At 70.5% G+C, this 22,142-nt stretch carries 21 protein-coding genes; 9 read left to right on the top strand and 12 right to left on the bottom strand.

Annotated elements, in window-relative coordinates; translation table 11 throughout:
• Positions 1-357 precede the first annotated feature (357 nt).
• From AB0J97_RS45685 to betA, 5 genes are all read left to right on the top strand, one after another.
• Positions 358-1,338 (top strand): betaine/proline/choline family ABC transporter ATP-binding protein, encoded by a 981-nt coding sequence (locus AB0J97_RS45685; RefSeq protein WP_364101938.1) that lies wholly within the window; start codon positions 358-360, stop codon positions 1,336-1,338.
• Complete coding sequence (locus AB0J97_RS45680) at positions 1,335-3,248, top strand: ABC transporter permease subunit (RefSeq protein ID WP_364101935.1); 1,914 nt, start codon at positions 1,335-1,337, stop codon at positions 3,246-3,248. Before AB0J97_RS45685 ends, AB0J97_RS45680 begins: the two co-directional genes overlap by 4 nt.
• Positions 3,245-4,222, top strand: a complete 978-nt coding sequence (locus tag AB0J97_RS45675) for an ABC transporter substrate-binding protein (RefSeq protein WP_364101932.1) — start codon at positions 3,245-3,247, stop codon at positions 4,220-4,222. Before AB0J97_RS45680 ends, AB0J97_RS45675 begins: the two co-directional genes overlap by 4 nt.
• A 62-nt stretch (positions 4,223-4,284) precedes the next feature.
• The gene (locus AB0J97_RS45670) at positions 4,285-5,220 is read left to right on the top strand and encodes an ABC transporter substrate-binding protein (protein WP_364101929.1); all 936 of its coding nucleotides are present in this window, start codon (positions 4,285-4,287) and stop codon (positions 5,218-5,220) included.
• A complete protein-coding gene (gene betA, locus AB0J97_RS45665) occupies positions 5,196-6,842 on the top strand; it encodes a choline dehydrogenase (RefSeq protein ID WP_364101926.1) in 1,647 nt (548 codons plus the stop codon). The genes AB0J97_RS45670 and betA overlap by 25 nt, the downstream gene beginning before the upstream one ends.
• Before the next feature lie 7 nt (positions 6,843-6,849).
• Here the strand turns inward: betA and AB0J97_RS45660 are convergent, their stop codons facing one another.
• A complete protein-coding gene (locus AB0J97_RS45660; protein WP_364101923.1) occupies positions 6,850-7,638 on the bottom strand; it encodes an ABC transporter permease in 789 nt (262 codons plus the stop codon).
• Entirely contained in the window at positions 7,635-8,573 is a 939-nt protein-coding gene (locus AB0J97_RS45655; RefSeq protein ID WP_357695337.1) for an ATP-binding cassette domain-containing protein, read from the bottom strand. Before AB0J97_RS45655 ends, AB0J97_RS45660 begins: the two co-directional genes overlap by 4 nt.
• A gap of 80 nt (positions 8,574-8,653) precedes the next feature.
• On the opposite strand from AB0J97_RS45655, the gene AB0J97_RS45650 reads away from it, so the two are divergent.
• Complete coding sequence (locus tag AB0J97_RS45650) at positions 8,654-9,421, top strand: TetR/AcrR family transcriptional regulator (RefSeq protein ID WP_364101919.1); 768 nt, start codon at positions 8,654-8,656, stop codon at positions 9,419-9,421.
• Here AB0J97_RS45650 and AB0J97_RS45645 read toward each other — a convergent pair.
• Positions 9,410-9,862: a MarR family winged helix-turn-helix transcriptional regulator gene (locus AB0J97_RS45645; protein ID WP_364101916.1), complete on the bottom strand. Its 453-nt coding sequence runs from the start codon at positions 9,860-9,862 to the stop codon at positions 9,410-9,412. The genes AB0J97_RS45650 and AB0J97_RS45645 overlap by 12 nt on opposite strands.
• Positions 9,863-9,937: 75 nt before the next feature.
• Between AB0J97_RS45645 and AB0J97_RS45640 the strand changes: the two genes are divergently transcribed.
• Positions 9,938-10,339, top strand: coding sequence for a hemerythrin domain-containing protein (locus AB0J97_RS45640; protein ID WP_364101913.1), 402 nt, complete (start codon positions 9,938-9,940; stop codon positions 10,337-10,339).
• Here the strand turns inward: AB0J97_RS45640 and AB0J97_RS45635 are convergent.
• The 7 genes from AB0J97_RS45635 to AB0J97_RS45605 form a co-directional block, all read right to left on the bottom strand.
• A complete protein-coding gene (locus AB0J97_RS45635; protein ID WP_357695329.1) occupies positions 10,336-10,914 on the bottom strand; it encodes an ATP/GTP-binding protein in 579 nt (192 codons plus the stop codon). The genes AB0J97_RS45640 and AB0J97_RS45635 overlap by 4 nt on opposite strands.
• On the bottom strand, positions 10,895-11,257 hold the full coding sequence (locus tag AB0J97_RS45630; protein WP_125631446.1) for a DUF742 domain-containing protein: 363 nt from the start codon (positions 11,255-11,257) through the stop codon (positions 10,895-10,897). The genes AB0J97_RS45635 and AB0J97_RS45630 overlap by 20 nt, the downstream gene beginning before the upstream one ends.
• Before the next feature lie 26 nt (positions 11,258-11,283).
• Positions 11,284-11,700: a roadblock/LC7 domain-containing protein gene (locus tag AB0J97_RS45625; protein WP_357695326.1), complete on the bottom strand. Its 417-nt coding sequence runs from the start codon at positions 11,698-11,700 to the stop codon at positions 11,284-11,286.
• A gap of 27 nt (positions 11,701-11,727) precedes the next feature.
• Positions 11,728-14,649: a nitrate- and nitrite sensing domain-containing protein gene (locus tag AB0J97_RS45620; RefSeq protein WP_364101908.1), complete on the bottom strand. Its 2,922-nt coding sequence runs from the start codon at positions 14,647-14,649 to the stop codon at positions 11,728-11,730.
• Between the two features lie 224 nt (positions 14,650-14,873).
• On the bottom strand, positions 14,874-17,099 hold the full coding sequence (locus AB0J97_RS45615) for a [protein-PII] uridylyltransferase (RefSeq protein ID WP_364101905.1): 2,226 nt from the start codon (positions 17,097-17,099) through the stop codon (positions 14,874-14,876).
• Positions 17,096-17,434, bottom strand: a complete 339-nt coding sequence (locus AB0J97_RS45610) for a P-II family nitrogen regulator (protein WP_357695321.1) — start codon at positions 17,432-17,434, stop codon at positions 17,096-17,098. Before AB0J97_RS45610 ends, AB0J97_RS45615 begins: the two co-directional genes overlap by 4 nt.
• Positions 17,431-18,759 (bottom strand): ammonium transporter, encoded by a 1,329-nt coding sequence (locus AB0J97_RS45605; RefSeq protein WP_364101902.1) that lies wholly within the window; start codon positions 18,757-18,759, stop codon positions 17,431-17,433. Before AB0J97_RS45605 ends, AB0J97_RS45610 begins: the two co-directional genes overlap by 4 nt.
• A gap of 192 nt (positions 18,760-18,951) precedes the next feature.
• Between AB0J97_RS45605 and AB0J97_RS45600 the strand changes: the two genes are divergently transcribed.
• Positions 18,952-19,872 carry an iron-siderophore ABC transporter substrate-binding protein gene (locus tag AB0J97_RS45600; RefSeq protein WP_364101899.1) on the top strand — a complete coding sequence of 307 codons (921 nt, stop codon included), beginning with the start codon at positions 18,952-18,954 and terminating at the stop codon, positions 19,870-19,872.
• Here the strand turns inward: AB0J97_RS45600 and AB0J97_RS45595 are convergent.
• Together AB0J97_RS45595 and AB0J97_RS45590 are read right to left on the bottom strand one after the other, a co-directional pair.
• Positions 19,856-20,620 carry an MOSC domain-containing protein gene (locus AB0J97_RS45595; RefSeq protein WP_364101896.1) on the bottom strand — a complete coding sequence of 255 codons (765 nt, stop codon included), beginning with the start codon at positions 20,618-20,620 and terminating at the stop codon, positions 19,856-19,858. The genes AB0J97_RS45600 and AB0J97_RS45595 overlap by 17 nt on opposite strands.
• A 10-nt stretch (positions 20,621-20,630) precedes the next feature.
• Positions 20,631-21,434 (bottom strand): alpha/beta hydrolase, encoded by an 804-nt coding sequence (locus AB0J97_RS45590; protein WP_364101893.1) that lies wholly within the window; start codon positions 21,432-21,434, stop codon positions 20,631-20,633.
• 78 nt (positions 21,435-21,512) lie between these two features.
• On the opposite strand from AB0J97_RS45590, the gene AB0J97_RS45585 reads away from it, so the two are divergent.
• Positions 21,513-22,079, top strand: coding sequence for a TetR/AcrR family transcriptional regulator (locus tag AB0J97_RS45585; protein WP_364101890.1), 567 nt, complete (start codon positions 21,513-21,515; stop codon positions 22,077-22,079).
• Positions 22,080-22,142: the final 63 nt, after the last annotated feature.

Below are 22,142 nucleotides of genomic sequence, written 5' to 3'. Positions count from 1 at the left end.
CAAGTGCGGGTAATTGGAACACATCCTAAGCGGGCGTGGCCACCCGCACATATCGGGACGCAATTCAACTTCTGTGTCCAGTGAGACGAGAAGCTGGAGCCCCATCTCGCTCTCCGTCCGGCCAGAAATAACCCGCCATCTGTTTATATGTCCACATATGGGCGATTAGCGCGTTCCAAGCACATAACACCGGAGGAGCGGCCAGGTCTCTCACGGGTCACAGCGTTGAGATTTGCGTTATTCACCGCATATGTTGAGCCCCCGGCAATCGAGGAGGCGAGGGTGCGGGATTCTCCCGACAGCGCGGCTATCAGCGTCGACGGGCTTTGGAAGATCTTCGGATCCAGGGCGCAAAAGGTGCTGGACAGCGAGGACAGACACCTCGACCCCGCCGCGATGCGAGAGAGGACCGGCTGCACCGCCGCCGTCCGCGACGTGAGCTTCGAGGTGCGCCCCGGCGAGGTCTTCGTCGTCATGGGCCTGTCGGGAAGCGGCAAGTCCACCCTCGTACGCTGCCTGACCCGGCTCGTCGAGCCCAGCGCCGGCGAGATCAGGATCGGCGGCGAGGACGTCGGCCGCGCCTCCCCCGCCCGGCTGCGCGAGCTGCGCCGCCACCAGGTGAGCATGGTCTTCCAGCATTTCGGGCTGTTGCCGCACCGTAAGGTCCTTGACAACGTTGCCTATGGTCTGGAGATCCAGGGCACCGCCAAGGCGGCCAGGCACGCGCGGGCCGCCGAGATCCTCTCCCTCGTGGGCCTCGACGGCCACGCCGACGCCTATCCCGACCAGCTCTCCGGCGGCATGCAGCAACGTGTCGGCCTGGCCCGCGCGCTGGCCGTCGATCCCCAGGTGATGCTGTTCGACGAGCCGTTCAGCGCGCTCGACCCACTGATCCGGCGCGACATGCAGGCCGAGGTGATCCGGCTGCACCGCGAGGTCGGCAAGACGATGGTGTTCATCACCCACGACCTGTCCGAGGCGCTCAAGCTGGGCGAGCGGATCGCCATCATGCGCGACGGCTCGATCGTGCAGCTCGGCACGGCCGAGGAGCTGGTGGGCGCGCCGGCCGACGACTACGTGGCCGACTTCGTCCGGGACGTGCCGCGCAGCCACGTGCTGACGCTGCGCTGGATCCGCCGCGATCCCGAGCCCGGCGAGCCGCTGGACGGCCCGCAGCTCCCCGTCACCACCCTGATCAAGGACGCCATCGCCGCGGCCTCGGCCTCCTCCCGCCCGATCCGGGTGATGGACGGCGACGAGCTGGCCGGCGTCGTGGACCGCGTGGACCTGCTGTCCTTCCTGGCCGGCGAGGACGCGGCGGTTAGGGCAGGCGCGTGAGCACCACCGCGGTCAGCGCCCCCGGCAGGCTCAGGATCCCGAGGTGGGCCGGTCCGGCCGGGGTCGCGGTGCTGTTCGCCGTAGCGTACCTGCTCTTCCGGGACACCGGCACGCTGCCGCACGACAAGGAGGCGCCGCAGTTCCTGGCGGTCACCGACCTGCGCGAGTGGATCGACGACCACCGGAACGAGAGCCCGCTCTTCCTGTACTTCCTCAACTACATCCGGCTGTTCGTCGACGGCGTCTACACCTTCTTCCAGACCGTCCTCACGGCCCTGAACTGGCCGGGGCTGATCGGCGTCCTGGGCGCGCTCGGCTGGCTCGCCGGTGGCCGGCGCGTCGCGCTGCTCGCGGCGGCGGGCGTGGGCGCGTTCGGGGTGCTCGGCCTGTGGCAGTCGAGCGTGGACACGCTGGCGCTGGTGGCGGCCTCGGTGCTGCTGTCGCTGGCGGTCGGCGTGCCGCTCGGCGTGTGGGCGGGGTTGTCGGCGCGGGTGCGCCGGGTGCTGACGCCGGTGCTCGACGTCATGCAGATCATGCCGACGTTCGCCTACCTGGCGCCGCTCGTGCTGTTCTTCCACATCGGCGCTCCGGCCGGGGCGATCGCGACGATGATCTACTCGATCCCGCCCGCGATCCGCATCACGGCGCTGGCCGTCGAGGGGGTCTCCGCCACGGCGGTCGAGGCGTCGGCGTCGCTGGGCGCCACCCGCCGGCAGACCCTGTTCAAGGTGCAACTTCCGCTGGCCCGCTCGACGATGGCGCTGGCGGTGAACCAGACCATCATGATGGCGCTGTCCATGGTGGTGATCGCGAACCTGATCTCGGCCCCCGGCCTGGGCGGCGACATCATCCGCGGCCTGTCGCGGGCCCAGGTCGGCATCATGCTCCCGGCCGGCCTGGCGATCGTGGTCATGGCCGTGGTGCTCGACCGCATGCTCATGTCGGTGGCCCGCCGCCAGGCGCACGCGAGGGCCGGCCGGCTCGACCTGGTGGTCGCGGCGGCGCTGGCCGGCGTGGGGGTGGTGGCCGGGTTCGCGCTGCCGTCGGGCTGGCCGGACGGCTTGACCGTCACCTTCGCCGGCGCGGTGAACGACGCCGTGCGCTGGGCCGAGACGACCTGGTACCCGGTCACGACGTTCGTCAAGGATCTGACCTCGGCCGTCCTGCTCAACCCGCTGGAGGGCCTGCTCATCTCGGCACCGTGGTGGCTGATCGCCCTCGCGGTGCTGGCGCTGGCCTGGCGGGTGAGCGGGTTGCGTCCGGCGCTGACCGCGCTCGGCTGCCTGCTGGCGATCGCGCTGCTCGGCGTGTGGGAGCACGCCATGCAGACGATGACCACGGTCGCGGTGGCGGTGTTCGTCACCCTGGTCGTCGGCCTGCTGCTGGGCGTGGCCGCGGCCCGCTCGCCGCGTTACTCGGCGATCCAGCGCCCGCTGCTGGACGCCGCCCAGACCATGCCCGCGTTCGTCTACCTGCTGCCGGCGCTGGCGCTGTTCGAGACGACCCGGTTCACCGCGATCTTCGCCTCGGTGATCTACGCGGTGCCGCCCGTGGTGCGCCTGGTCGAGGACGGCATCAGAGGGGTGCCCGCCACGGTCGTCGAGGCGGCCGCGTCGGCGGGCTCGACCCCTGGCCAGCTCCTGTGGAAGGTGCAGCTCCCGATGGCGCGACGGGCCATCCTGCTCGCGGCCAACCAGGGCATCGTGATGACGCTGGCCATGGTCGTCGTCGGCGGCCTGGTCGGGGCGGGCGCGCTCGGCTACGACGTGGTCGTCGGCTTCTCCCAGCGCACGGATTTCGGCATGGGCTTCGTGGCGGGCATCGCGACCGTCCTGCTCGGAGTCATGCTCGACCGCATCACGCAGGGCGCCGACAGGCGCCCTTCCCCCCGAAAGAGGAAGCGCACATGAAGATTCGCCTGCTCGCAGGCCTGCTCGTTGTCGGCCTCACCGCCGTGGGTTGCGGCGGTGGCGCCAAGGTGGAGACCTCCCCCAGCTCCGCCGCCCCGTCGACCGGCGCCACCTCCGGCGCGGCGACGACGGGCACCGTCAAGATCGCGATCAACCCGTGGGTCGGGTACGAGGCCAGCGCGAACGTCGTCGCCTACCTGCTGAAGAACGAGCTCAAGTACGACGTGGAGCTGCCCGAGATCAAGGAGCAGGTCGCCTGGGAGGGCTTCGAGACGGGCGACGTCGACGTCATCATCGAGAACTGGGGTCACCCGGACCTGAAGAAGAAGTTCATCGACGAGAAGAAGGTCGCGCTCTCGGCGGGCTCCACCGGCAACAAGGGCGTCATCGGCTGGTACGTGCCCAAGTGGATGGCCGACAAGTACCCGGACATCACCGACTCCAAGAACCTGAACAAGTACGCCGACCTGTTCAAGACGTCGGAGTCCGGCGGCAAGGGCCAGCTCCTCGACGGCGACCCCAGCTACGTCACCAACGACGAGGCCCTGGTCAAGAACCTCAAGCTGAACTACAAGGTGGTGACCGGCGGCAGCGAGGCGGCCCTGCTCAAGGCGGCCGAGCAGGCGCAGGCGCAGAAGAAGGCGCTGCTGTTCTACTTCTGGACGCCCCACTGGCTGTTCGACAAGGTCGAGCTGACCCGGGTGAACCTGCCCCCGTACACCGAGGGCTGTGACGCCGACGCCAAGAAGGTCGCCTGCGACTACGCCGAGCTGGACCTCGACAAGATCGTCAGCAAGAAGTTCGCCGACACCGGCGGCAAGGCGTACGAGCTGGTCAAGAACTTCAGCTGGACCAACGAGGACCAGAATGCGGTCGCCAACGACATGACCAACAACGGCCTGACCGGCGAGCAGGCCGCCAAGAAGTGGGTCGAGGCGAACACCGCCAAGTGGCAGGGCTGGATCCCCAAGTGACCCCTCTTGACCGTGCCCCCTCCGGCCGCGCGCCGGAGGGGTCGCGGTCGCGGAGACCTCTCATGCGAACCAAGAAGCTGATCGGGCCGCTGCTCGCGGCCCTGCTCCTGACGTCCTGCTCCGGGGGCGCCCCCGAGACCGGGGCCGCGCCCAAGGGGACGGTCAACCTCGACGTCCACGCCTGGGTCGGGTACGAGGCCCAGGCCGCCGTCCTGGCCTACCTGCTCGAACACGAGCTGGGCTACAAGGTCAACACGCGCAAGATGAACGAGAGCGATTCCTGGCGCGATTTCGAATCCGGCAAGGTCGACGTGATCGTCGAGAACTGGGGACACAACGACCTGAAGAAGGAGTACATCGAGCAGAAGAAGGTGGCGCTGTCGGCCGGCCTCACCGGCAACAAAGGTGTGATCGGTTGGTACGTCCCCGAGTGGATGGCCAAGAAATATCCCGACATAACCGACTATCGGAACCTGAACAAGTACGCCCCCCTATTCCGGACCTCCAAAACCGGAAATTTGGGTCAGGTGCTCGACGGGGATCCGGCATTCGTCACCAACGACGAGGCTCTCATCAAGAACCTCAACCTCGATTACAAGGTCGTCTACTCCGGCAGCGAGGACGCCCTGATCAAGGCCGCGCAGTCCGCGACGAAGAATCGCACGCCCCTGCTCATGTATTTCTACGAGCCGCAATGGCTGTTCACCAGGGTCAAACTGGTCAAGGTCAACCTGCCCGCGTACGCGATCGGCTGCGACGACGTGCCCGCCAAGGTCGCCTGCGACTACCCGCCGTACCTGCTGGACAAGATCGTCAGCAGGCGGTTCGCCGAGCGCGGCGGGAAGGCGTACGAGCTGGTGCGCAACTTCACCTGGACCAACGACAACCAGAACGCCGTGGCGAGCGACATGCTCAACGGCAGGAAGTCCGCCGCGCAGGCCGCCCGGCAGTGGGTGGAGGAGAACAAGATCGTGTGGAAGGACTGGATCCCGCGTTGAGCTTCGACTTCGTCATCGTGGGCGGCGGCTCGGCCGGCTGCGCCCTGGCCAACCGGCTGAGCGCCGATCCGTCGGTGTCCGTGCTGGTGCTGGAGGCGGGCCGGCCGGACTACCTCTGGGACGTCTTCATCCACATGCCGGCCGCGCTGATGTTCCCCATCGGCAGCCGGTTCTACGACTGGAAGTACGAGTCCGAGCCCGAGCCGCACATGAACGGCCGGCGCATCTACCACGCCCGCGGCAAGGTCCTGGGCGGCTCCAGCAGCATCAACGGGATGATCTTCCAGCGCGGCAACCCGCTCGACTACGAGCGCTGGGCCGCCGATCCCGGCATGGAGAACTGGGACTACGCCCACTGCCTGCCCTACTTCAGGCGCATGGAGAACTGCCTGGCCGACCCCGGCTCGCCGTTCCGGGGCGACGACGGCCCGCTGAAGCTGGAGCGCGGCCCGGCCCGCGGCCCGCTGTTCGAGGCGTTCTTCGAGGCCGTCCAGCAGGCCGGTCACCCCCTCACCGACGACGTGAACGGCTACCGCCAGGAGGGGTTCGCCGCCTTCGACCGCAACGTCCACCGGGGCCGGCGGCTCAGCGCGGCCCGCGCCTACCTGCATCCGGTGCGCCGCCGTCCCAACCTCACGGTCAGGACGCGGGCCCACGTGGAGAAGGTGCTCTTCGAGGGCACGCGGGCGGTGGGCGTCCAGTGCGGCGGCGAGCGCATCGAGGCGCGCGAGGTCGTGCTGTGCGGGGGCGCGATCAACACCCCCCAGCTGCTCCAGCTCTCGGGGGTCGGCCCGAAGGCGCTCCTGGAGTCCGTGGGCGTCAAGGTGGTGCACGACCTGCCGGGCGTCGGCGAGAACCTCCAGGACCACCTGGAGGTCTACGTCCAGCACGCCTGCACCCGGCCGGTCTCGCAGCAGCCGTCGCTGGCCATGTGGCGGCGGCCGTTCATCGGCGCCGACTGGCTGTTCCTGCGGCGCGGCCCCGGCGCCACGAACCACTTCGAGGCGGGCGGGTTCATCCGCTCGAACGACGACGTGGCGTACCCGAACCTGATGTTCCACTTCCTGCCGATCGCCGTGCGCTACGACGGCTCGGCCCCGGCCGGCGGCCACGGCTACCAGGTGCACATCGGCCCGATGTACTCCGACGCCCGCGGCTCGGTGCGCATCCGGTCGGCCGACCCCCGCGACAAGCCGGCGCTCCGCTTCAACTACCTCTCGACCGAGCAGGACCGCCGCGAGTGGGTGGAGGCCATCAGGCACGCCCGCGCCATCCTGTCCCAGCCCGCCTGGGCCGGCCTGGACGGCGGCGAGCTCTCCCCCGGCCCGGACGTCAGCACCGACGAGGAGATCCTGGCCTGGGTCGCCAAGGACGGCGAGACGGCCCTCCACCCGTCGTGCACCTGCAAGATGGGCGTGGACGACCTGGCCGTGCTGGACCCCGGCACCATGCGCGTGCACGGCCTCGACGGCCTGCGCGTCGTGGACGCCTCCGCCATGCCGTACGTCACCAACGGCAACATCTACGCCCCGGTCATGATGCTCGCCGAGAAGTCCGCCGACCTGATCCTCGGCAACACTCCCCTGTCTCCCGACCCCGTGGACTTCCACCGCCGCGCCTGAGCCGTCCTCACCGGTCCATGCGCTGGTACAGCCGTACCGACAGGACGAAGAAGACGACGGTGATCGCCACCGGCCACAGCACGGCCATCGGCACGGCGTGCCGGGCCACCCACGAGTCGCCGCCCCAGCCCGGGTTGCCGAACAGCTCCCTGGCGGCGGCGACCGTGGAGGAGAGCGGGTTCCACTCCGAGATCGCGCCCAGCCAGCCGGGCATGGTGCCGGGCGCGACGAAGGCGTTGGACAGGAACCCGATCGGGAACTCCAGCGTCTGGATCGCGACCACCGCGCCCGGCTCCCGGGTGAGCAGGCCCAGGTACATGCCCGCCCACAACAGGGAGAAGCGCAGGAGCAGCAGCAGGCCGACCGCGCCGAGCGCTCCCCCGGCACTCGCCGGCCGCCAGCCCACCGCCAGGCCGCAGAGCAGCAGCCCGCCCAGGATCAGGACCGAGTTGAGCAGGTCGGCGACGGCCCGGCCGATCAGCACGGCCGACGGCGCCATGGGCATCGACCGGAAGCGGTCGGTGACGCCCTTGGCGACGTCCGCGGACACGGCCATCATGGTGGAGCTCAGGCCGAAGAGCATCGTCATGCCGTACATGCCGGGCATGAGGAAGGCGAAGTAGTCCGCGCCCGCGGGCACCTCGACCGCGCCGCCGAACAGGTAGCCGAACGCCAGGGTGATCACCACGGGGAAGAGCACCCCGAAGACCACCGTCATGGGCTGGTTGGCCCAGTGGATCAGGTCGCGGCGGGCGACGGTCCAGCCGTCGGCCAGCGCCCATCTGAGTGCGGTCATCGGTCGCCTCCGGTGGTCGTCAGGTTCAGGAAGACCTCGTCGAGGGTCGGCCGGCGCAGCGCGACGTCCTCGGCCTCGATGCCGGCCGCCGCCAGCGCGGGCAGGACCCGGGTGAGCGCGCTCACGCGGTCGGCCACCGGGGCGCTGACGTGCCGGGTGTCCCGGTCGAGCTCGGCGGCGCCCGAGGCCGTCGCCGAGAGGATCGCCGCCGCCTCGTCGAGCCGCGCCGGGTCGTTGATCACCACGTCGAGCCGATCGCCGCCGAGCTTGGACTTCAGCGCCTCAGGAGTGCCCTCCGCCACCACCCGGCCGGAGTCGATCACCGCGACGCGGTCGGCGAGCTGGTCGGCCTCCTCCAGGTACTGGGTGGTCAGCAGCACGGTCGTGCCGCCCGCGACCAGCTCGCGCACCGCGCTCCAGATCCCGGCGCGGCTGCGCGGGTCGAGGCCCGTGGTGGGCTCGTCGAGGAAGAGCACGGGCGGCGCCAGGATCATGCTCGCGGCCAGGTCGAGGCGGCGGCGCAGGCCGCCGGACAGCTCCTTGGCCGGGCCGTCGTGCTCGGCCAGGCCGAAGCGTTCCAGCAGTTCGGCGGCCCTGGCGCGGGCGGCGGACGCGCTCAGGTGGTAGAGGCGGCCGAACAGCTCCAGGTTCTGGCGGGCGGTCAGGATCTCGTCCACGGCCGTCTGCTGGCCGACCAGGCCGATGGCGGCGCGGACCCGGCGGGGCTCGGCCGTCACGTCGAACCCGGCCACCTGGGCCCGGCCGTCCGACGGGCGCAGGAGCGTGGTGAGGATGCGGACGGTCGTGGTCTTCCCCGCGCCGTTGGGCCCCAGCAGGCCGTAGACCGTGCCCGCGGGCACGTCGAGGTCGATGCCGTCCAGCGCGGTCTTCGTGCCGTACGTCTTGCGCAGGCCCTGGGCGAGCACTGCGGACATGGCCACCTCCCGATTGAATCGTACGGCGTACCGTACAACATACGATCGAAGTCGGCAACCGTACGGTGTACCGTACGAGGGTGACAGTTGAGTACCCGGGCAAGGGCGATCCGGCGCGCAGTCTGGCGTTGCTGTGGCGGACGAGCGAGCGGGCCAGCCGCAAGGGCAAACCGGAGCTGGGCGTCGGGCGCATCGTCCGCGCCGCCATCGACGTGGCCGACGCCGAAGGGCTGCAGGCGCTGTCCATGCGCCGGGTGGCGGAGAAGCTGGGCGTCGGCACGATGTCGCTCTACACGTACGTGCCGGGCAAGCCGGAGCTGCTCGACGTCATGCTCGACACCGTCTACGGCGAGACCGCCCGCCCCGAGGACGTGCCCGGCGGCTGGCGCGACCGGCTGGAGCTCATCGCCCGCGAGAACTTCGCCCTCTACCTGCGCCACCCGTGGCTGCTCCAGGTGGCATCGAGCCGCCCGGTCCTCGGCCCGAACGTCACCGCCAAGTACGACTACGAGCTGCGCGCCATCGACGGCATCGGCCTGACCGACCTGGAGATGGACTCGGTGATCACACTGGTCACCGGCTTCGTGCACGGCACGGCCAGGGGCGCGGTGGAGGCCGCCCAGGCCGAGAGCCTGACCGGCATGACGGACCAGCAGTGGTGGGCCGCGCACGCGCCCTTCCTCAGCCGGATCTCCGACCCCGTCCTGTTCCCCACGGCCTCGCGCGTGGGCCAGGCGGCCGGGGAGGAGCTCCAGGCGCCCTACAGCCCCGAGCACGCCTTCGAGTTCGGCCTCCAGCGCGTGCTCGACGGCGTCGAGGTGCTGGTCAACAGCAGGTCATCGGCCTGACAGCGCCTGCTCGTAGGCCAGCATGGTGCGCACGAACGTCTGCCGCTCCTGCGGCGTCAGCGGGTCGAGGGCGGCCCGCCAGGCCGTGGCGCCGTAGCCGAGCCATTCGGTGATCGCCTCCTGATGGGCCGGGGCGATGCTGACGATCGTCCGGCGCCGGTCGGCGTCGTCCTCGCGGCGCTCCAGCACGCCCTTCCTGCTCAGCTCCCCCACCATCAGGCTCACGGTGGCCGGCGCCACCTCCAGCCGCCCGGCCAGCTCGTTGACCGTCGTCGGGCCGTCGAACAGCAGGTAGGCCAGCAACGACAGGTGCCGGGGGGCCAGCGACAACGACCGCAGCGCCTCGGGCACCTTGAGCCGCTTGGCCCGGCCCACCATGCGCGGCATCAGGAGCAGCAGCGTCCTGATGCCTTCGTCCACGCTCAAGCCGTCGGTTGACATCGCCAATACCTTGCTGTCTAAATTAGCTTTGCTTGCAAAGCAAAAACGTCGTGGTCTGAGGCAAAGGATAGTGACGTGGACGAGCGGGTGCGGGCCTTCGGGGACGAGCTGGTCAAGGTGCACGAATGGTTCAGGGGCGAGCTGGCGAAGCTGCGCGCGGGCGAGGCGGTGACCGACGACCTGCGGGCCCACTGCCTGACCTTCTGCGACGCGCTGAGCTTCCACCACTCCGGCGAGGACCGGGTGGCGTTCCCGTTCCTGGAGGGGACGCGCCCGGAGCTGAAGGAGCCGCTGGACCGGCTGCGCCGCGAGCACGAGGTGATCGCGGCGCTGGTCGAGGAGCTGCGCGCGGCCGGCGACCCGGCGACGATCGAACGCGTCGCCGCCGAGCTGGAGGCCCATTTCGACTATGAGGAGCGGGCGCTGGTGCCCGTGCTCAACTCGCTGGAGAGCGTCCCGTGGGCGGTCGGCGACTAGCGGACGGGGGCCGCGCGCAGCCGTACGACGTGCTCGACGAGCGAGATCAGCGTCGACTTGACCGACTCCCTGTTACGCGCGTCGGTGCGCACGATCGGCACGTGCGAGCCCAGAGCCAGCGCCTCGCGCACCTCTTCGTCGGTGTGCATGAACTGGCCGTCCCAGCCGTTGATGCCCACCACGAAGGGCAGCTTGGCCTCTTCGAAGTAGTCGATCGCGGGGAAGCTGTCGGCCAGACGGCGGGTGTCGAGCAGCACCACCGCACCGATCGCGCCGCGGACCAGGTCGTCCCACATGAACCAGAACCGGTGCTGTCCGGGCGTGCCGAACAGGTACAGGATCAGGTCGCGGTCGAGCGAGAGGCGGCCGAAGTCCATGGCGACGGTCGTGGTCTGCTTGTTCGGCGTCAACCCGAGGTCGTCGATGCCCGCGGACGCGTCGGTCATCACCGCTTCCGTGGTGAGCGGGAGGATCTCGGACACCGCCCCCACGAACGTCGTCTTGCCGACGCCGAACCCACCAGCGACGACGATCTTCGTCGAAGTGAGCCCGGGGCTAGAGCCTGCGAAGTCCACTGAGCACCCTTTCGAGCATGTTGAGGTCTGGTTGTCCCTGGCTGAGGCGTGGCTGGTGCAGGCGGACGAGACCTTCGTCTGACATGTCCGCCACAAGCACCCTCGCCACGCCCAGCGGGACGCGGAGCAGGGCCGAGATCTCGGCGACCGACCGGAACGTCCTGCACAACTGCATGATGGCCTCCTGCTCGGGGGTGAGCATGGCCATCTCGTCGTCCGGGATCGACATCGATGAGATCAACGTCTCCATCGCGAGGTGATACCGCGGCTCGGAACGGCCGCCGGTCACCGCGTAAGGACGGAACAGGGGCTCGTCGTCCCCGGTCCCGTCACTGCCGTACACGGCCCTCTCCCATCAGTTCCATCACATCACCGGGTCCTTGCGGCCTGGAGTTCGGCGCGCAGGGCCGGCGTGAGCGCCTGTCCCGCTCTGTCTACCAGCAGCGTCATCTGGTACGCCACCAGCCCCATGTCACAATCCGGACCCGCCAGCACCGTCAGCACGGAGCCGTCGCTGATCGCCATGACCAGGAGCAGCCCGCGCTGCATCTCGACGACGGTCTGCGACACCGAGCCGCCCTCGAACACCCTGGACGCGCCCACGGTCAGGCTCAGCAGGCCGGCGGAGACCGCCGCGAGCTGGTCGGCCCGGTCCGGCGGGAAGCCCTCGGAGGCCGCCAGGCACAGGCCGTCGGCGGAGACGACCACGGCGTGCGCGACCCCCGGAGTGTTGCGCACGAAGTCGGTGATCAGCCAGTCGAAGCGGTTCGCCTCATGGCTCAGCATGGTCACGCATCCTCCCCAGCGGGACGCTTACTCACTCTGTTCCTCCTGTCCACGTACTTCCTGGCGGCCCCGTCGCACACCCTTTTGGTAGCTGGCCATGCGGCTGCGCATCCGGTCGGCTGAGACCGGGGGCGCCGGCGGCTGCGACTGCTGAGCCTGCTGCTGAGCGGGCTGGCTCGCCGTGCCGGGGACCAGATTGGCCTTGGGGGTGCGCTTGGGGAGCCCCGCGGCGGTCACGCCGCCGAGGCTGGGCTCGCTGGCTTTGGCCGCCGCACGCCAACCGGCGTCCGCGGCCGTCTGCCACGCTTCCTCCCCAGAGGGTACGGCTTGCGCGGGCCTCGCCTCACCGCCGCTTTCGCCGGACGAGGGCGCCTCGGGCGCCGACTCCCCCGGCGGCCTGCGGAACCACGCGGACTCCACCGACGCGAAGATCGGCAGAAACTCCTCCTGCTCCGGTTCCATCGGCGAGACGTCCACCGAGGGAGCCGGGTCGGGACGGCGCACGTCGTTCGTCCCGTAGTTCGTCGCGTACGGCGGCGGCGTCGGGAACGCCCCTCCGTTCGCCGGGTACGACGGGAACGAGCCGTTGCCCGACGACAACGACGGGTAGGCCCCCGAGTCGAACGGCGACGACTGCCGCCGGTAGGAGCCACCGTCGGTGTCGGCGGTGAACCCGTTGACCGGACGGCCCGGGTCGGAGTTGAACCCGTTGCGGCCCGGGTCGGAGTTGAACGCCCCGGGCCCCTGCCTCGGCGCCGGGCTGTCGAAGGACGACGGCCCGGAAGGCACGTCGAAAGGCCCGGACGGCCCTGAAGACGCGCTGTCGAAAGGCCCGGGCTGCCCTGAAGGCGCGCTGTCGAAGGGCCCGGGTGGCCCGGACGGGGCGCCGCCGAAGGCCCCCGACGGCCCCGGGCCGAACCTGGCCGGATCGCCGGGACCCGGCCGCGAGCCGTTCGCCTCGACCGAGTCGAAGCTGCCGAACGACCGGAACGAGCCGTTCTGCGAGGGCGGCGTCACCGTCCCGCCGCCGAACGCCGGACGCTGCGGCAGCGGCTGCTGCGTGCCGTCGGCGATCAGGGTGGGCGGCAGCAGCACCATGGCGATCAGGCCGGCGCCGTCGCCCTTCCTGAGCTGCACCCGGATGCCGTGGCGCAGCGCCAGCCGGCCGACCACGAACAGGCCCATGCGGCGGGAGACCGACACGTCCACGACCGGCGGCTCGGCCAGGCGGCGGTTGGCCTCGGCCAGCTCCTCCTCGGTCATGCTGATGCCGGAGTCGCTCACCGACAGCAGCGCGCCGCCGCCCTCGATGAGACTGCTGGAGACCAGGACCTGGGAGTTGCTCGGGGAGAACTGGATCGCGTTCTCCACCAGCTCGGCCACCAGGTGGACGAGGTCGTTGGCGGCGCTGCCCTGGACGGACGTGGCCCGGTGGACCTTGACCTGGACCCGCTCGTAGCCCTCGACCTCCGACAGCGCGGCGCGCACGACGTCGACCAGTTTGGCCGGCTGGCTGCGCCGGCGGGTGGCCTCGTGGCCGGCGAGGACCAGGAGGTTCTCGGAGTTGCGCCGCATGCGGGTGGCCAGGTGGTCGAGCTTGAACAGGTCGGACAGCCGGCCGCCGTCCTGCTCGCCCTTCTCCAGGCCGTCGATCAGCGAGATCTGCCGCTCGACCAGCGTCTGGGTACGGCGCGAGAGGTTGACGAACATCGAGCTGATGTTGCTGCGGAGCTCGGCCTCCTCGCCCGCCAGGCGCACGGCCTGCCGGTGGACCTGGTCGAACGCCCGCGCGACCTCACCGATCTCGTCCTGGCCCTCGACCTCGATCGGACGCACGTCGGTGCTGGCCTCGCCCGAGACGCGGAGCTGGCGCACCACGTCGGGAAGCCGGAAGCCGGCGATCTCCAGGGCCTCCGTGCGCAGCCGGCGCAGCGGGCCGACCATCGAACGGGCGATGGCCACGGTGAGCAGCAGGACGACCAGCAGCAGCGCCAGGATCAGGACACCGGCGATGATGGCGTTGCGGATCTCGGCCTCGCGCAGCTCCTGGCTGCGCAGGTTCACCTTGTCGGCGAGGTCCTTCTCGATCTCGTGCAGGACGCCGATCGCGACCTTGTTGTCGCCGAACCACTGCTCGCGGGCGTTGGACCGGGAGGAGATCAGGTTGTCGGCGATGCGCACGCCCGGGGCCCGGCCGCTGGCCAGGGTGACCGCGCGGGCCTTGGTGAGCTGGACGTTGACGTACTCGTTCTTGCCGGTCAGCAGCTTCGACAGCTGCAGGCCGATCTCGACACCGGCCTCGGCGCCCACGGTGGCGATGTCGCTCTGCTCGCGGGCGTTGGAGGCGATGAACCGCTCGACCTCCTTGGCGTCGACGCCGTCGACGTTATAGGAGTTCTTCAGCAGCTGCACGCGCTGGCGGGACATCTCCTCCTTGGCCTGCGCGAGCGCGCTCAGGGCCCGGAAGTGGCCGATGATCTGGGAGTCGTCCGACAGCAGGGCCAGCTCGTCGTGCAGCTTGAGCAGGGTGTCGGTCAGGAAGTCGTACCGAATCGTGTCGGCCTGGCCCTCGGCGCGGATCTTGGCCAGCCGGTTGAGGTCGTACTTGGCCTGGCCGGCGGCCTTGACGACGCGTTCGCCGTAGGAGTCGTCGATGGCGTCGAGGTCCTCGCGGACGCTCGTGACCAGCTTGTCGACGGCGCCCTTGTACTCGTTGAGCTCGCCTGCCTTCGACTTGCGCAGCTTGGGATAGGCCCCGATCCAGCCCCCCGTGTCACGCTCCAGGCCGAGTGCCTGCACCAGGTCCCTGATCCGGCCCGCCTGCTCGGCCGCGGTGGCCGTGCGGTCGTAGTCGCCGATGCTCTGGACCGAGCCGACCACACGTGCTCCCCCGAGCACGACGCCGGCGATGGTGGGCACGAGGATGAGCGCCGTCAGACGCCATCTCACGCGCCAGTTGCGCAGGCCCAGGCGAGGCAGCGACCGCTTCCCGCGGTCCCGCCTCGCGGCATGGCCGCTGTCGGAATTCCCCGTGATCACTGCTTTCGCTACCCCTCAATCGTCCCGTTCAACGACGGGTGTTCAAGCCGTCCACAAGGTATCCGCAGTATCCGACTTAACAGGCATTTCGGACACAATCGTTACATATGTGACCGACAGTTGTTCACTGTTGGTTATCGCAGTGCGGCCAGCACCTGATCGTGAACTTGAACTCGCTGCGCGCCGTCGCTGAGGGTGCGACCGGCGCGGTCCACGACATAGAAGACGTCCACCGCCTCCGCGCCGAGAGTCTCCACGCGGGCGGCTCTCACGTCAAGACCACACTCCCCGAACGCCCGTCCGATGCGCCACAGGAGCCCCGGCCTGTCATGGGCCCTGACTTCCACCACGGTGGCCGTCGCGGAGGCGTCGTCGACCAGTGTCACGCGAGGTGGAGCCACAGGTACCCGGGGCGGCCGTACGGACCTGGCGCGGCGGGCCAGCCGCTGCTCGATGTCAAGACGGCCGGCAAGGACGAGCCGCAGATCGGCCTCCAGCGTGGCCGGGTCGGGCGGGGAGCCGTACTCGGGCACGACGGCGAACTCGATCACCGCCGTGCCGCCCGCCGACGCGGCCGACGCCGAGCGCACGACCATCCGGTGGGCGGCCAGCACCCCGGCGGCGCTCCACAGCAGCCCGGCCCGGTCGGGGGCGACGACCGTGACCGCCCCGCCGTTGACCCGGACCGCCCCGCCGCCGTGCCGGGCCAGCGCGGCCTGCTCGGGCGAGATCGAGGGCGCCCTGGGCGGCGGCGAGCCCGACAGCACGGACCTGACCCGGCGGACGAGGTCGGCGACCAGGCCGGCCTTCCAGGTATTCCAGGCGGCGGGCCCGGTCGCGTTGCCGTCGGCGACGGCCAGCGCGGCCAGCAGGTCGAGCACCTCGCGGGAGCCGACCGTGGCGGCGACCTTCTCGATCGTGACCGGGTCGTCCAGGTCCCTGCGGGTGGCGGTCTCGGGCAGCAGCAGGTGGTGGCGTACGACGGTGGCCAGCGTCTCGACGTCGCGCGCGGGCAGCCCCATGCGGCGGGCGAGGTCGCGGACCACGACCTCGCCCGTCGCCGAGTGGTCGCCCGGCCAGCCCTTGCCGATGTCGTGCAGGAGCGCGCCGATCAGCAGCAGGTCGGGACGGGAGACCTCGCGGGCGAGGCCGGCGGCGTTCGCGGCGGCCTCGATCAGGTGCCGGTCCACGGTGAAGCGGTGGATGGGATTGCGCTGCGGACGATGCCGTACGCGCTCCCAGTCAGGAAGCAGCTTGACAATGACGCCGGCCTGGTCGAGCTCCTCCCACACGGGCACGGCGGCCCGTCCGGCGCCGAGGATCGACACCAGCGCGTCGCGCGCCTCCTCGGGCCACGGCACCGGCATCGAAGCCGACTGAGCGGCCAGGACGGACACCGTCGCGGGCGCCAGCGGCAGCCCCGAACCGGCCGCGGCGGCAGCCGCCCGCAGCACCAGAACGGGGTCCCTGCGCGGGTCGACGCCCCTGGCGAGCACCACCTCCCCACCGTGCTCGACCACACCGTCGGCCAGCGGACGGCGCCCCCGCGGCACCGGCCCTGACAGCAGCTTGTCAACCGTCCGCCAGGTGGCGTCGAAGGCGTGGGAGACGGTCCGGCCCGCCTCGGCGAGCCTGCGCATGAGGGCCTCGGCGTCGAGCAGGCCGAGCAGCCCGGCCACCGCGTCCTGCTCCTGGAGCACCAGCCGGTCGGCGCCGCGCGCGGTGACGACGTGCAGCGCGTGCCGCACGTCGAGGATGAACTCGTGCGCCTCGCGCGCCCGCGGTCCCGGCGCCGAGGCCACCCACGCCGCTGCCACGGCCTGCATCGCCTGGACGTCGCGGAGCCCGCCGCGGCCGTCCTTGAGGTCGGGTTCGAGGAGGAAGGCCAGCTCGCCGCTGACCTGCGCCCGGTGGTCGGCCGACGCGCGCAGCTCGCCCAGCCTGCGCCGCGAGTCGGCCCGCCACTCGGCCAGCACCGCCTCCCTGGCCTTCCTGGTCAGGTCGGGGTCGCCGGCGACGTGCCTGGCCTGGATGAGTCCGAGCACGGCCTTGAGGTCCTGCCTGGCCACGGCCACGGCCTCCGCCACGGTCCGCACGGAGTGGTCGAGGCCGACGGCGGAGTCCCAGATGGGGTACCAGATACGGTCGGCGATCCGCGCCACGTCGGCCCGCCCGTCGTGCAGCAGGACCAGGTCCAGGTCGCTGCCCGGGGCCGGCTCGCCGCGCCCGAGGCTGCCGACGGCGACCAGGGAGACCTGGTCGCCGTCGCTCGCCGTCCTGAAGAGGTCCTTGAGCCAGCGGTCGGTGTCCGCGGTCCGCTCCTTGCGGGCCGCGGCGTACGAGCGCGCCTCTCCTCTCACAGGGCCTCCGGCCCTCGCTCTCCGGTGCGTACGCGCACGACCGTGTCGACGGGCACGGACCAGACCTTGCCGTCGCCGATCTTGCCGGTGTGGGCCGCCTTGACGATGACGTCGAGGACATCCTCGGCGTCGTCCTCCTCGGCCAGCACCTCCAGGCGCACCTTCGGCACCAGGTCCACCTGGTACTCGGCGCCGCGGTAGACCTCGGTGTGGCCGCGCTGGCGGCCGTAGCCGCTGGCCTCGCTGACCGTCATGCCCTTGACGCCGAACTGCTCCAGCGCCGCCTTGACGTCGTCGAGCTTGAACGGCTTGATGATCGCGGTGATGAGCCTCATGCCTCCACCTTCTTGGGAGCCGGAGCCGAAGCCGGGGCCGGGGTGAGCGGACCGTTCGGGGTGGTCACGCCGGACGCGTAGACCGTGCCCAGGTCGTACCCGGTCTCGGCGTGCGTGGTGACGTCGATGCCGGTGAGCTCGTCCTCGGCGGAGATGCGGAAGCCCATCGTCCTGTCGATGATCTTCCCGACGATCCAGGTGGCGACGAACGAGTAGCCGCCGATCGCGACCGGGCCGAGCACCTGGAGCCCGAGCTGGCCGAGGCCGCCGCCGTAGAACAGGCCCTTGCTCTGCTGGTCGAGGAAGGGATAGGCGGCCAGGAAGCCGAGCGAGACGGCGCCGATGACCCCGCCGACCAGGTGCACGCCGACCACGTCGAGCGAGTCGTCGAAGCCCAGCCGGTACTTCAGGCCCACGGCGTAGGCGCAGACGGCCCCGGCCACCAGCCCGATGACCATCGCGGCCCACGGGTCCACGAAACCGCAGGCCGGCGTGATGGCGACCAGGCCGGCGACCGCGCCGGAGGCGACGCCGAGGCTGGTGGCGTGGCCGTCGCGCAGCTTCTCCACGACGAGCCAGGCCCCGGCGGCGACCGCGGTGGCGATCTGGGTGTTCATGAACGCGAGCCCGGCGGTGCCATCCACGGCCAGTTCCGAGCCGGCGTTGAAGCCGAACCAGCCGAACCACAGCAGGCCCGCGCCGAGCAGCACCAGCGTGAGGTTGTGCGGCCGCATCGGCTCCTTGCGCCAGCCCTTGCGCTTGCCGATCACCAGGGCCAGGGCCAGCGCCGCGGCGCCGGCGTTGATGTGGACGACGGTTCCGCCGGCGAAGTCCTCGATGCCCATGGTGTTGAGCCAGCCGGTGCCCCACACCCAGTGGGCGACCGGGAAGTAGACCACGGTGGCCCAGACGACGGTGAACAGGATCCACGCGCCGAACTTCGCCCGGTCCGCGATCGCGCCGCTGATCAGGGCGACGGTGATGATGGCGAACGTCAGCTGGAAGGCCGAGAAGACCAGGCTCGGCATGCCGGTGCCGTCGTCCTTGGTGGCCGTGTCGACCAGGCTCTGCAGGCCCAGGGCGTCGAAGCCGCCGACGATGTTGTTGAGCACCGTGCTGCCGTTGTCGGTGAACGCGATCGAGTGCCCGAACAGCACCCAGGCCACGGTGACCGTGATGATGGCGCCGAACGACATCATCATCATGTTCAGGACGCTCTTGGCCCTGGTCATGCCCCCGTAGAAGAACGCGAGGCCCGGAGTCATCAGCAACACCAGCGCGGTGGCCGCGAGCATCCAGGCTGTGGTGCCGCTATCGATCTTCACGACGCGACCCTCCTTACATGTGACGTGTCGCCACAGCGTGTTCGGCCGGGGTTTCGTGGCTCGACCTGGAGTGTTTCGCGTTCGTGAATCTCGTCGGCACGGTGTTTCGGGTACGTTTCGGCCCCTTCACATGCTTCGAACCGGCCATGAGATACTTAGGATTGCCTAACCTAATAGATCAAGGAATCCCTCATGCGTCTCCGGCTTCTGGCCCTGCTCCCCGTCCTCGCCCTGGCCGCCTGCGGCACCTCGACCGGCACGCAGGACGCCGGCCCCACCAGGACGGTCAAGCACGCCATGGGCGAGAGCAAAGTTCCGATGACCCCCAAGCGGGTGGTCGTGCTCGACACCGACAAGCTGGACACGATGGTCTCCCTCGGGATGGCCCCCGTCGGCGCGGCCCAGGCGGGCGAGAACCAGACCTGGCCGGAGTACCTCGGCTCGGCGTTGTCGGCCACCAAGCCGGTCGGCACGCTCCAGCAGCCCAACATCGAGGCGATCATGGCGCTCAAGCCGGACCTCATCCTCGGCACGAAGTTCCGCCAGGCCGCCTTCTACGACAAGCTCAGCAAGATCGCTCCGACCGTGTTCACGGAGAAGGTGGGCATCACCTGGAAGGAGAACTTCCTGCTGGACGCCGAGGCCCTGGGCAGGAAGGAGCAGGCGTCCGGGCTGCTGTCGTCCTACGAGCAGCGGGCCAAGGAGGTGGGCGCGAAGTTCTCGAAGCTCTCGGTGAGCATCGTGCGCTTCATGCCCACCGAGATCCGCATGTACGGCCCCGAGTCGTTCAGCGGCATCGTGGTCGGCGACGCCGGCGTCCAGCGGCCGGAGGTCCAGCGCCTGGCCGACCAGGACGACAAGCGCTTCGGCAAGCTGAGCCAGGAGAACATCGCCAAGGCCGACGGCGACGCGATCTTCTACAGCGCCTACGGCGAGGCCGCCGCCAAGTCGCAGGCCACGGTGACCGGCGGCCTGCTGTGGAAGAACCTGGCCGCGGTCAAGGCCGGCCACGCGCACGACGTGGACGACGAGATCTGGATGACCGGCATCGGCGTCACCGCCGCCGGCAAGATCCTCGACGACCTGGAGAAGTACCTCAGCCCGCTGGCCTGACCGGGTCGCCCTGGACGATCCGGCCGGGGCGCAGCACCCGCGCGTAGACGCCCGCGCACGCCTGGAGCCCGGCGTCGAGCACCGGGACCCGGTTGTGCCGGGCGACCACGCGCAGCGCCTCGGTGTCGCGGCCGAGCGCGCCGTGGGCCAGCGTCGGCACCGCGCAGCGCGGGCTGGCCACGATGACCTGGAGCACGACCTCGTGCCCGACGTGCAGCTCGCGCCCCACCCAGTCGTTCTCGGCGAAGCCCTCCACGTCGGTCCTGATGATCAGGTTGGGCCGGTAGCGGAGGGCTTCGACATGCCCGCGCGGGCTCAGCTCGCCGATGCGGTCGATCGTCGCGGTGGAGATCAGGTGCAGGGGCGCGAAGTCGAAGAACGTGCCCTCCGGCGAGGCCCCGCCCAGCGTGCCCACCGTGTACGGCACCTCCGCCTCGATGCCCACGGCCAGCACCCGCTCGGGCACCGACCGCTCCAGCTCGGCCCCCTCCGGCGGCACGTCGATCAGCCGCACCTCGCGGCCGAGCAGCTTCGACAGCTCCTCGTCGCCCGGCGCGCGGGCGCCTTCGACGGTCAGCAGGTCGCGCCACAGCCTGGGGTTCTTGGCACTGGCGATCTTCCCCGTGGCGACGTCGAGCACCGCCCTGGCCCGGTCGCCGGTCAGGCCGCGCTCGGTCACCTCGCTCTCGGCGATCTCCTCGCCCAGCATCGACTTGACCGGGTAGCGGCGCAACGTTTCGACGTACATGATCCGGAGCCTACGGCCGGCCCCAGAAACGGCGCAGGTGGGGGACCAGCTCGGCGGCCCGCTCGTCGGGGAAGAACAGCCGCCCGCCCTCGATCTCGACGACCTCCTTCACGCCTGGGATCGTGTCGCGCAGCCAGTGGGCCCAGCTCACGTCGAAGAACGTGTCGCCGGTGCCCCACACGACCAGCGTCGGCACGGTGAGCACGGTGAGCTGGGGCTCGATGTCGACCAGGTCCGCGGCGTCGATCGAGGCCAGCAGGCGTTCGAAGGCGCGGCCGCCGCCGGGCTTGGCCAGGATCGGGCGCAGGTAGGCGTCGACCAGCGCGGCGGGGTCGTCGATGCGCTCGTAGCCGGCGCCCAGGGCGGTCCGGGCCAGCAGCTCGGGATGGTCCAGCACGGCGGCCACGAGCCCGGCCAGCTCGCCCCTGACGGCCAGCGCGACGGTGTCCTTGAACGCCTCGGGCGGGGTGTTGGTGTGCACGTCGCAGTTGGTGAGGGTGAGCGAGCGCAGCCGCGCGGGGTGGCGCACCGCGAACACCTGGGCCACGGCGCCGCCGGTGTCGTTGGCCACGAGGTCCACCTCCTCCAGGCCGAGCCCGGCGCACAGCTCCTCCACGGCCTCTGCCAGCGCGGGGATGGACAGGTCGTCGCGCGGGTCGCTGCCGCCGTGCAGGGGCAGGTCGATGGCCACGCAGCGGCGTTCGTCGCGCAGCTCGGCGACGACGTTGCGCCACAGGTACGAGCTGGTGCCCACGCCGTGCACGAACAAGGCGACCGGGCCCCGGCCGACGTCCATGTAGGTGATGCCGTCCACGTCCACTCCTTGGGATTACAGACCGACTGTCGGTCTAGAAAATTACCGACCGTCGGTCGGTCTGTCTAGAGTGGGGGCATGAACCTCAAGGCGGAGCGCGGCGCGGCCACCCGCGACAAGGTCCTCGCCATCGCCACGCGGCTGTTCGCCGAGCGGGGCTACGACGACACGTCGATCGAGACCGTGCTGCAGGAGTCGGGGCTGAGCCGCGGGGCGCTCTACCACCACTACGCGGGCAAGGACGCGCTGTTCGAGGCGGTGCTGGAGGCCACGGAGTCGGCCGTCGGCGTCAAGATCGCCAAGGCGGTGCGCGGCATCGACGACCCCGCGGCGGCGCTGCGGGCGGGGGCGCTGGCCTGGGTGAGGCTCGCGGGCGATCCGGTGATCCGGCGCATCGTGCTCATCGACGCGCCCGCCGTGCTCGGGTGGGAGAGCTGGCGGGCGATGGAGGAGCGTTACTCGTTCGGCATGCTGAAGGCGGCCCTCCAGGCGACCGGGGCGGTGCCCGACGAGTTCGTCGACCTGCACGCCCACATGCTGCTGGCCGCCATCAACGAGAGCGCCCTGCTGGTCGCCAGAGGCGGCGACACGGCCACGGCGGAGTCCGCCGTCGAGGAGTTCCTGCGCCGCGTCCTCAGACCGTGACAGGCCCCCTGGAACAAGCGGGCCTCAGAACAACCACAGCCCTGGAACGAGCGGGCCCTGGTG

The sequence above is a fragment of the Nonomuraea sp. NPDC049607 genome, assembly GCF_040675375.1.
Classification (GTDB): Bacteria; Actinomycetota; Actinomycetes; order Streptosporangiales; family Streptosporangiaceae; genus Nonomuraea.
The sequence above is the reverse complement of the archived record's forward strand: the minus strand, read 5'-3'. Positions and strand labels throughout refer to the sequence as shown.

Bases quoted from the DNA above. Each gene is read 5' to 3' on its own strand.
- AB0J97_RS45600 (WP_364101899.1), top strand. From the start codon at position 18,952: ATGCGTCTCCGGCTTCTGGCCCTGCTCCCCGTCCTCGCCCTGGCCGCC.
- AB0J97_RS45660 (WP_364101923.1), bottom strand. From the start codon at position 7,638: ATGACCGCACTCAGATGGGCGCTGGCCGACGGCTGGACCGTCGCCCGC.
- AB0J97_RS45675 (WP_364101932.1), top strand. From the start codon at position 3,245: ATGAAGATTCGCCTGCTCGCAGGCCTGCTCGTTGTCGGCCTCACCGCC.
- AB0J97_RS45585 (WP_364101890.1), top strand. From the start codon at position 21,513: ATGAACCTCAAGGCGGAGCGCGGCGCGGCCACCCGCGACAAGGTCCTC.
- AB0J97_RS45625 (WP_357695326.1), bottom strand. From the start codon at position 11,700: ATGCTGAGCCATGAGGCGAACCGCTTCGACTGGCTGATCACCGACTTC.
- AB0J97_RS45645 (WP_364101916.1), bottom strand. From the start codon at position 9,862: ATGTCAACCGACGGCTTGAGCGTGGACGAAGGCATCAGGACGCTGCTG.
- AB0J97_RS45655 (WP_357695337.1), bottom strand. From the start codon at position 8,573: ATGTCCGCAGTGCTCGCCCAGGGCCTGCGCAAGACGTACGGCACGAAG.
- AB0J97_RS45670 (WP_364101929.1), top strand. From the start codon at position 4,285: ATGCGAACCAAGAAGCTGATCGGGCCGCTGCTCGCGGCCCTGCTCCTG.
- AB0J97_RS45595 (WP_364101896.1), bottom strand. From the start codon at position 20,620: ATGTACGTCGAAACGTTGCGCCGCTACCCGGTCAAGTCGATGCTGGGC.
- AB0J97_RS45610 (WP_357695321.1), bottom strand. From the start codon at position 17,434: ATGAGGCTCATCACCGCGATCATCAAGCCGTTCAAGCTCGACGACGTC.